Origin of the sequence: Candidatus Phytoplasma sp. AldY-WA1 (assembly GCF_020312115.2) — a bacterium.
GTDB lineage: Bacteria > Bacillota_I > Bacilli_A > Acholeplasmatales > Acholeplasmataceae > Phytoplasma > Phytoplasma vitis.
In genome coordinates this window covers 1-5,866 of the sequence record NZ_JAHRHX020000036.1, presented here as the reverse complement: position 1 = coordinate 5,866, position 5,866 = coordinate 1, and the positions used below count along the sequence as shown (strand labels likewise).

Genomic DNA, 5,866 nt, shown 5'->3' with positions numbered 1-5,866 from the left:
CACTATCAAAATGGATTACAAAGGCCCTAAATATTTATTAGAAGAAGACAAAGATTTTTATGTTAATGAAGTTAAATGTCCTTTACAACGAGATACAATAGCAATGTTGTTAAATGGCGACAAAACAACTACTTATTACCTTCACTTTAATCCAAAAAAACAATATATTACTCTTTATACAGAAAAAATGAATATCAAAGAAAAAAAATAAAATTAGAAAGGACATATGAATATGGCTTTTAAACCAATCAAAAAAAACAATCAAACAAAAAAAATTCTTGCTAAACCGAAACAAAATAAAGGTGTTTATACAAAAAAAGATACTCCTTTTGAAAACAAAATTATTTTAGAAAATAATACTGTTGAAAAACAAACTTGGGGACAAATTGCTAAGAAAATAATAACTTATCTTTTACCATTAATTATTTTATTCTTTCTATCTTGGTTAATGTTTTATAAAATTGTTCCTCAAATAGGAGGGGCTATTAATCAAGCTTGCGGTAAAGCTGCTTTATATACCAAAGATACAGCTCACGATATCAAAAATTGTTTCTACAATCGTTTTAAAGAATGGAATTGTCCTGAATGGTTAGCGAAAACAGGTAGTATCCTCACTCCTATTTTAATTGGTATAGCTATAGCTGTTGCTTGTTTGTTTATTCCAATCATTGGTCCTGCTTTAGGTGCTATAGTTCTTGCAGGGACACTTATTATGGGTAGTTTAATGCTTTTTAGTGATGAAACTGTTCCACCAAATCAACCTCCTAAAGAGGATGTCTTAGTCATAGAACATAACGAAGACAAAATAAAAGAAAAAGAGAAACAAATTGATTCAACAAAAAAGTTGAATCAAAATTAACGAAAGGAGAACCAATTTATAAACAAAGCCCAGAAAATCAAAATTTAACAGAAGAAGAAACCTTAAAAAATAAAAAATTATTAGAAGAACAAAAATTTTTAGAAATTAATCTTCAAGTTCAAGAATTAGAAATGATGAACTTAAAACAAGAAAAAGAAAATTACAAAACATACAAGCAAAAGAAGCATTAATTAAGAATAAACCAGAAAATTTAACAGAAGAAATAACAAATTAAAATAATTTAAATTCTCAAGAAACTACAATTGTAAATAGACCAAAAATTCAGGAAACAAAACAAATCAAATTAACTAATCAAACAAGAAAAAGAAAATTTAGAAGCCTACAAAAGAAATTAATGTAAAGAATTGTTAAAAAAAAAATTAGAAATCAAAATATACTTGAAACAAAAACACTTTAACAGAAGAATTAAAACTTTAAGCAACAAATGAAAATAAAACAATTTAATTCTCACAACAAAAATAAAGACAAAACAATCCAAGAATTAACTAATCAATTACAAGAGCAAAGAAATAATCTACAAAAGAAATTTTAGAAGAATTTATTAGAAAAACTTTAACAGAAGAAATAACACAAATTAAAACTAATTTAAATTCTCAAGAAACTACAATTGCAAATAAAGACCAAGAAATTAAAGGCAAACAAGAACAAATCCAAGAATTAACTAATCAATTAAAATTGAAAGAAGAAAATTTAGAAGCTCTACAAAAAGAAATTCATGTTAAAGAAGAATTGTTAAAAAACAAAGAAAAAGAATTAATAGAAACTAAAAAAAATATATCTTCGGAAACAAAAAACACTTTAACAGAAGAAATTGAAACTTTAAAAACAGATATTAACCAAAAACAAATTCATTTCGATAAACAATTATTGTTAAAAAACGAACGTATCTCAAATTTAGAAGAAAATAATAACCAATTACAAAAAGAATTGAATATTAAAAAAGAAGAAACTCAAAATTTAAGAGATCAACATGAAAAAACTTTAATAGAAATTAAAAAACAAATCGAATATTATCAAACTCAAGTAGCTGAATTAGAAAAAGAAGCAGAAGAATTAAAACAAAAAATAAAAGCTAACAATGAAAAAACCGAGCAATCAAAAATTTATTTAACCAATAAACAAGAACAATTAAATAAATTCAATTTAGAATTAGGTAAATTACAAACACAAAAAACTTCTTTAGAACAAGAAATTAATACTTTAAATAAAACTTATCAATATTGGTTAGCTCAATGTGAAATTAAAAAAGATAAAAGAACATTATATGTATCTGATAATTTACCAAAGGAAACAATTGAAGAAAAATATAAGAATCGCAACGAACAAAAATATACTGATAACACAATATATTACGCTCCTGAACCATTTCAAGTAGAATTGAAACCGTATTTTAAAAACGTTATTATCAATCCAGAAGCTGTTGCAAATGAAAATAAACAAATATTTAAAGCTGAAAAAACCAAAATTAATGGAACAGATGTTTATTATATAAAAATTTTTCTATTTTTGAATAATGGCGAAATAATACAAAGGTCTTTAAGTTATGAAGATATCAAAAGTTGTTTTAACAATAAATATTTTCAAATAGAAAAAATAGAAATGAAATTTAGTCATGACGTTAGTTTAACTCCTCCTTCAAAAATATTAAATGAGGAAAATATGCTTTATTTAAAGGATAAAATGAACGAAATACTAGATATTTCAAATCAAACAACAAAATTAGAACAAGAATTAAATCAAACTCAACAAGAAATGAAAGATTTAATCGAACAAACTACTCCTGATGAAACTTTAGAAATAGAAGTTCAAAAAAAAGAAAAACATATCAAAGATTTAAAAAAAGAAATGGATGAATTAACTCTTAAAGAAAAAGGTTTTCAAACAGAAATTCAAACTTTAACAAAAGAAAATGAAAATTTAAAAGCTAAATATGATAATGATTTAAAAAACGTAATAATTGAATTAAAATCAACTAAAACAATAAACGCTCAACTAGAAGCAGAGATAGCTCAAATACAAGAAGAATTAAAAAAAACTAATCAAACTAATAATAATTTAATTAAAACGTTAAATGATAAACAAGAAAAAATTAAAGAATTACAAACAAAAATCACAACTTTAGAAGAAAACGAAAAAAAATTAAAAGATATTATTAAAACAAAAGATGAAGAAATAGCTAAATTAGAAAAAACAGTTAAAGAACAAGCCACAGAAATAAACCGTTTAAATGCTGAAATTGAAAGACAAATTGAATTATATATAGAACAAGGTAAACATATTCAAAATTTAGAAGGAACAATTAAAGGACTAGAAGAAGCTAATCAAACTTTAAGCAGTGATAATCAAGAGTTATTATTAAAAATTAAGGAATTAAGACAACAATTAGAAGATGAAAAGAAAGCTCATAAGAATACTAGGGATAGATTAAATGACAAAATAAAAGAATTAACAAAAAACACACAAGACTTACAAACAGAGATACATACATTACAAGCTCAGCAAAAAATATGGAACCAAAATAAGTATATAAATGCAGGAGCGAAAATAGGTGATGCTATGGATAATACTATAAATAATGTTATTGGTGATGCTCTGGGTGGTTTTCCAATTGATGGTATTGGAAAAACAGTAGGAACAGCTGCAGGATTAATAGTAGAAAACACTAACAGCCATTGGAATCAAATAAAAAAATGGTGGAATTATTAAAAATAATTATGATAAAATAGAAAATATTATGTCATCTTAATAATTAATTTTCAAAAAGGAGAATTTTATTATGTTTTCAACTATTAAAATTATTATTTTAGTAGTTTTAATTCTTTTATTATTTATTTTAGAACCTTATTTGATTATTCTTCGAGAAAAAAAATTAAATCAAAATCGAATTCAAAAAATTAGTCCTAAAGGAAAAATTATTTCTCATTTTTCTCGTTTATTTATTGTTATTATTGTTATATCATTTATTGCACTTTTAATGCATTTGTTTAATAATCCAGAAGTTAAAGAAAGTCGACCTGTTCCCGCTCCTCAAATAGAAACAAAATATGAATATTATTATAAAAAAGGAGAATATTATGGTACTAAATATCTTTTAACTGAAAAAGATAAACCTTATCGCAACGAAAAAGGAAAATGGATGTTGTATAATGTTGGAGAAATATCAGAACCATTAATTGAAAAAACATATACATTTTTCGGTTTCAATGGTTTCGATCAATGTCAATACAAAGATAAAATTCCTAAAGATTTAGCTCCTTTTATTAAAGAACCTTTTAATAATTGGTGTATTGAAAGAACAGATTATTTTATGTCTTCATTTTTTCATATAGATGTTTTGAGTAATAACTATAGCGGACCTGTATTTTCTGTATTTAATGATAGTTTTGTCAAAGAGAACCAAACTATCAAAATGGATTACACAGGCCCTAAAGATTTATTAGAACAAGACAAAGATTTTTATGTTAATGAAGTTAAATGTCCTTTACAAGAAAACACAACACGAAAAGACATAATAACAACTACTTATTACCTTCACTTTAATCCAAAAAAACAATATATTACTCTTTATAATGAAAAATTGAATATCAAAGACAAATAAAAAAATAATTTACTACAAAAAGAGAGATGAAAAAACAACTTTTAATCAAAAAATCTTTTATAATATAAAAAAAGATTTTCCAAAATATTAAAATCAACCTTAAAACAGTTTATTTTTAAAAAAAGAGAGTATTTTAAATATGAATAATGATAATATTAATGATAAACAACAAAATAATTTTTTTATTTATTTTTTTATCATTTTAGCATTATTATTTATTTTTTTGATAATTATTAGTAGAGATTATAAGCCTCGTTTAAAAGTTGAAGAACTTAAAACTAATAAAATAATTAAAAAATATAATGATGATGTAAAAGAAGAAAATAAAGATTTAAAAACTGATTTATCTGAAGTATTTACAGAACTAAAATCAGTTGAACCTGTTGAACCTGTTAAATCTGTTATACCTGATAAACCTGTTATACCAGAGATACCAGTGCCACCAGTAAAACCAGAGATACCAGTAAAACCAGTTAAACCTGTTGAACCTGAACCAATTAGATGTCCTGGACCAGTTAAACCTGTTATACCAGAGATACCAGTGCCACCAGTTAAACCAGATATACCATGGTGTCCTGGACCTATTAATTTAGGACCTGATAAACCAGATCCAAAACCTATTCCATCACCACCACCTAAACCAGTTAAAGAAGAATTTAATTTTTTCTTTAAACCTTATTTAACTTATAAAGATAAAGAAGATAATACAATTAGAGAATATAATTTTTTCCCTGGTATGAAACCCACTGGTAAAGACCATAAAGGTAGATTAAATTATTTTTCATTTCCAGAATTTATAGAAAATTGTAAAAAAAATAATTTTAATACATTTCCAGTTATTACAGGTGAAGGTTCAGAAAATATATATAATGAAGAATATGAAAATGGAGATTTAAAAAAAAGAAACGGTTTTAAAGTTTCAAAAGCTAATTTTAATTTAATTTTAACTAATAGACCAGATGATACTCCTTTTAAAATGACACAATCAACAAATGGTTTTATAAATGGAGAACGTGGTTTAGATAATGGTTTTGTAAATGAATCAATTTGTTTTTTAAATTATATAACTTTTTTAGATTTTTTAAATGAAGCTAAAAAAAATCCTAATGAATTTGATAAATATACTCATATGCGTTTTGTAACAAAAAATTTAGAAGCTGAATTTGATTTTTGTTATTTTTGGTTAAATAATCGTAATGATTTTCATGATTATGATTTTCATGATTATGATGTTGGGAATTCAAATAAATTAACAAATTCAAAAAATGATTATAAAACAATTTTGAAAGATATATATATTATTTATTTGAGAACCCTAAATAAAGAAGAATTTTTAAATAAATTTAACAAATTTAATGATAATCATGGAACCTTTTTTAGAACTTTAG

General features: G+C 23.8%; 3 protein-coding genes and 2 pseudogenes. All 5 read left to right on the top strand.

The genetic code is table 11. The features are described 5' to 3' along the window. Positions 1-211: pseudogene (locus KTO59_RS03185) on the top strand (hypothetical protein); the annotation flags it as partial. Positions 212-232: 21 nt separating this feature from the next. Next, positions 233-859, top strand: coding sequence for a hypothetical protein (locus KTO59_RS03180; RefSeq protein ID WP_284928597.1), 627 nt, complete (start codon positions 233-235; stop codon positions 857-859). Between the two features lie 696 nt (positions 860-1,555). Further along, entirely contained in the window at positions 1,556-3,586 is a 2,031-nt protein-coding gene (locus tag KTO59_RS03175) for a hypothetical protein (RefSeq protein ID WP_284928596.1), read from the top strand. A gap of 70 nt (positions 3,587-3,656) precedes the next feature. Next, positions 3,657-4,478, top strand: a complete 822-nt coding sequence (locus tag KTO59_RS03170) for a hypothetical protein (RefSeq protein ID WP_284928595.1) — start codon at positions 3,657-3,659, stop codon at positions 4,476-4,478. Between the two features lie 139 nt (positions 4,479-4,617). Continuing rightward, positions 4,618-5,866 (top strand): annotated as a pseudogene (locus tag KTO59_RS03165) (hypothetical protein); the annotation flags it as partial.

Excerpts from the sequence above, each read along its gene's own strand:
- KTO59_RS03180 (WP_284928597.1), top strand. The coding sequence starts at position 233 with ATGGCTTTTAAACCAATCAAAAAAAACAATCAAACAAAAAAAATTCTT.
- KTO59_RS03170 (WP_284928595.1), top strand. The coding sequence starts at position 3,657 with ATGTTTTCAACTATTAAAATTATTATTTTAGTAGTTTTAATTCTTTTA.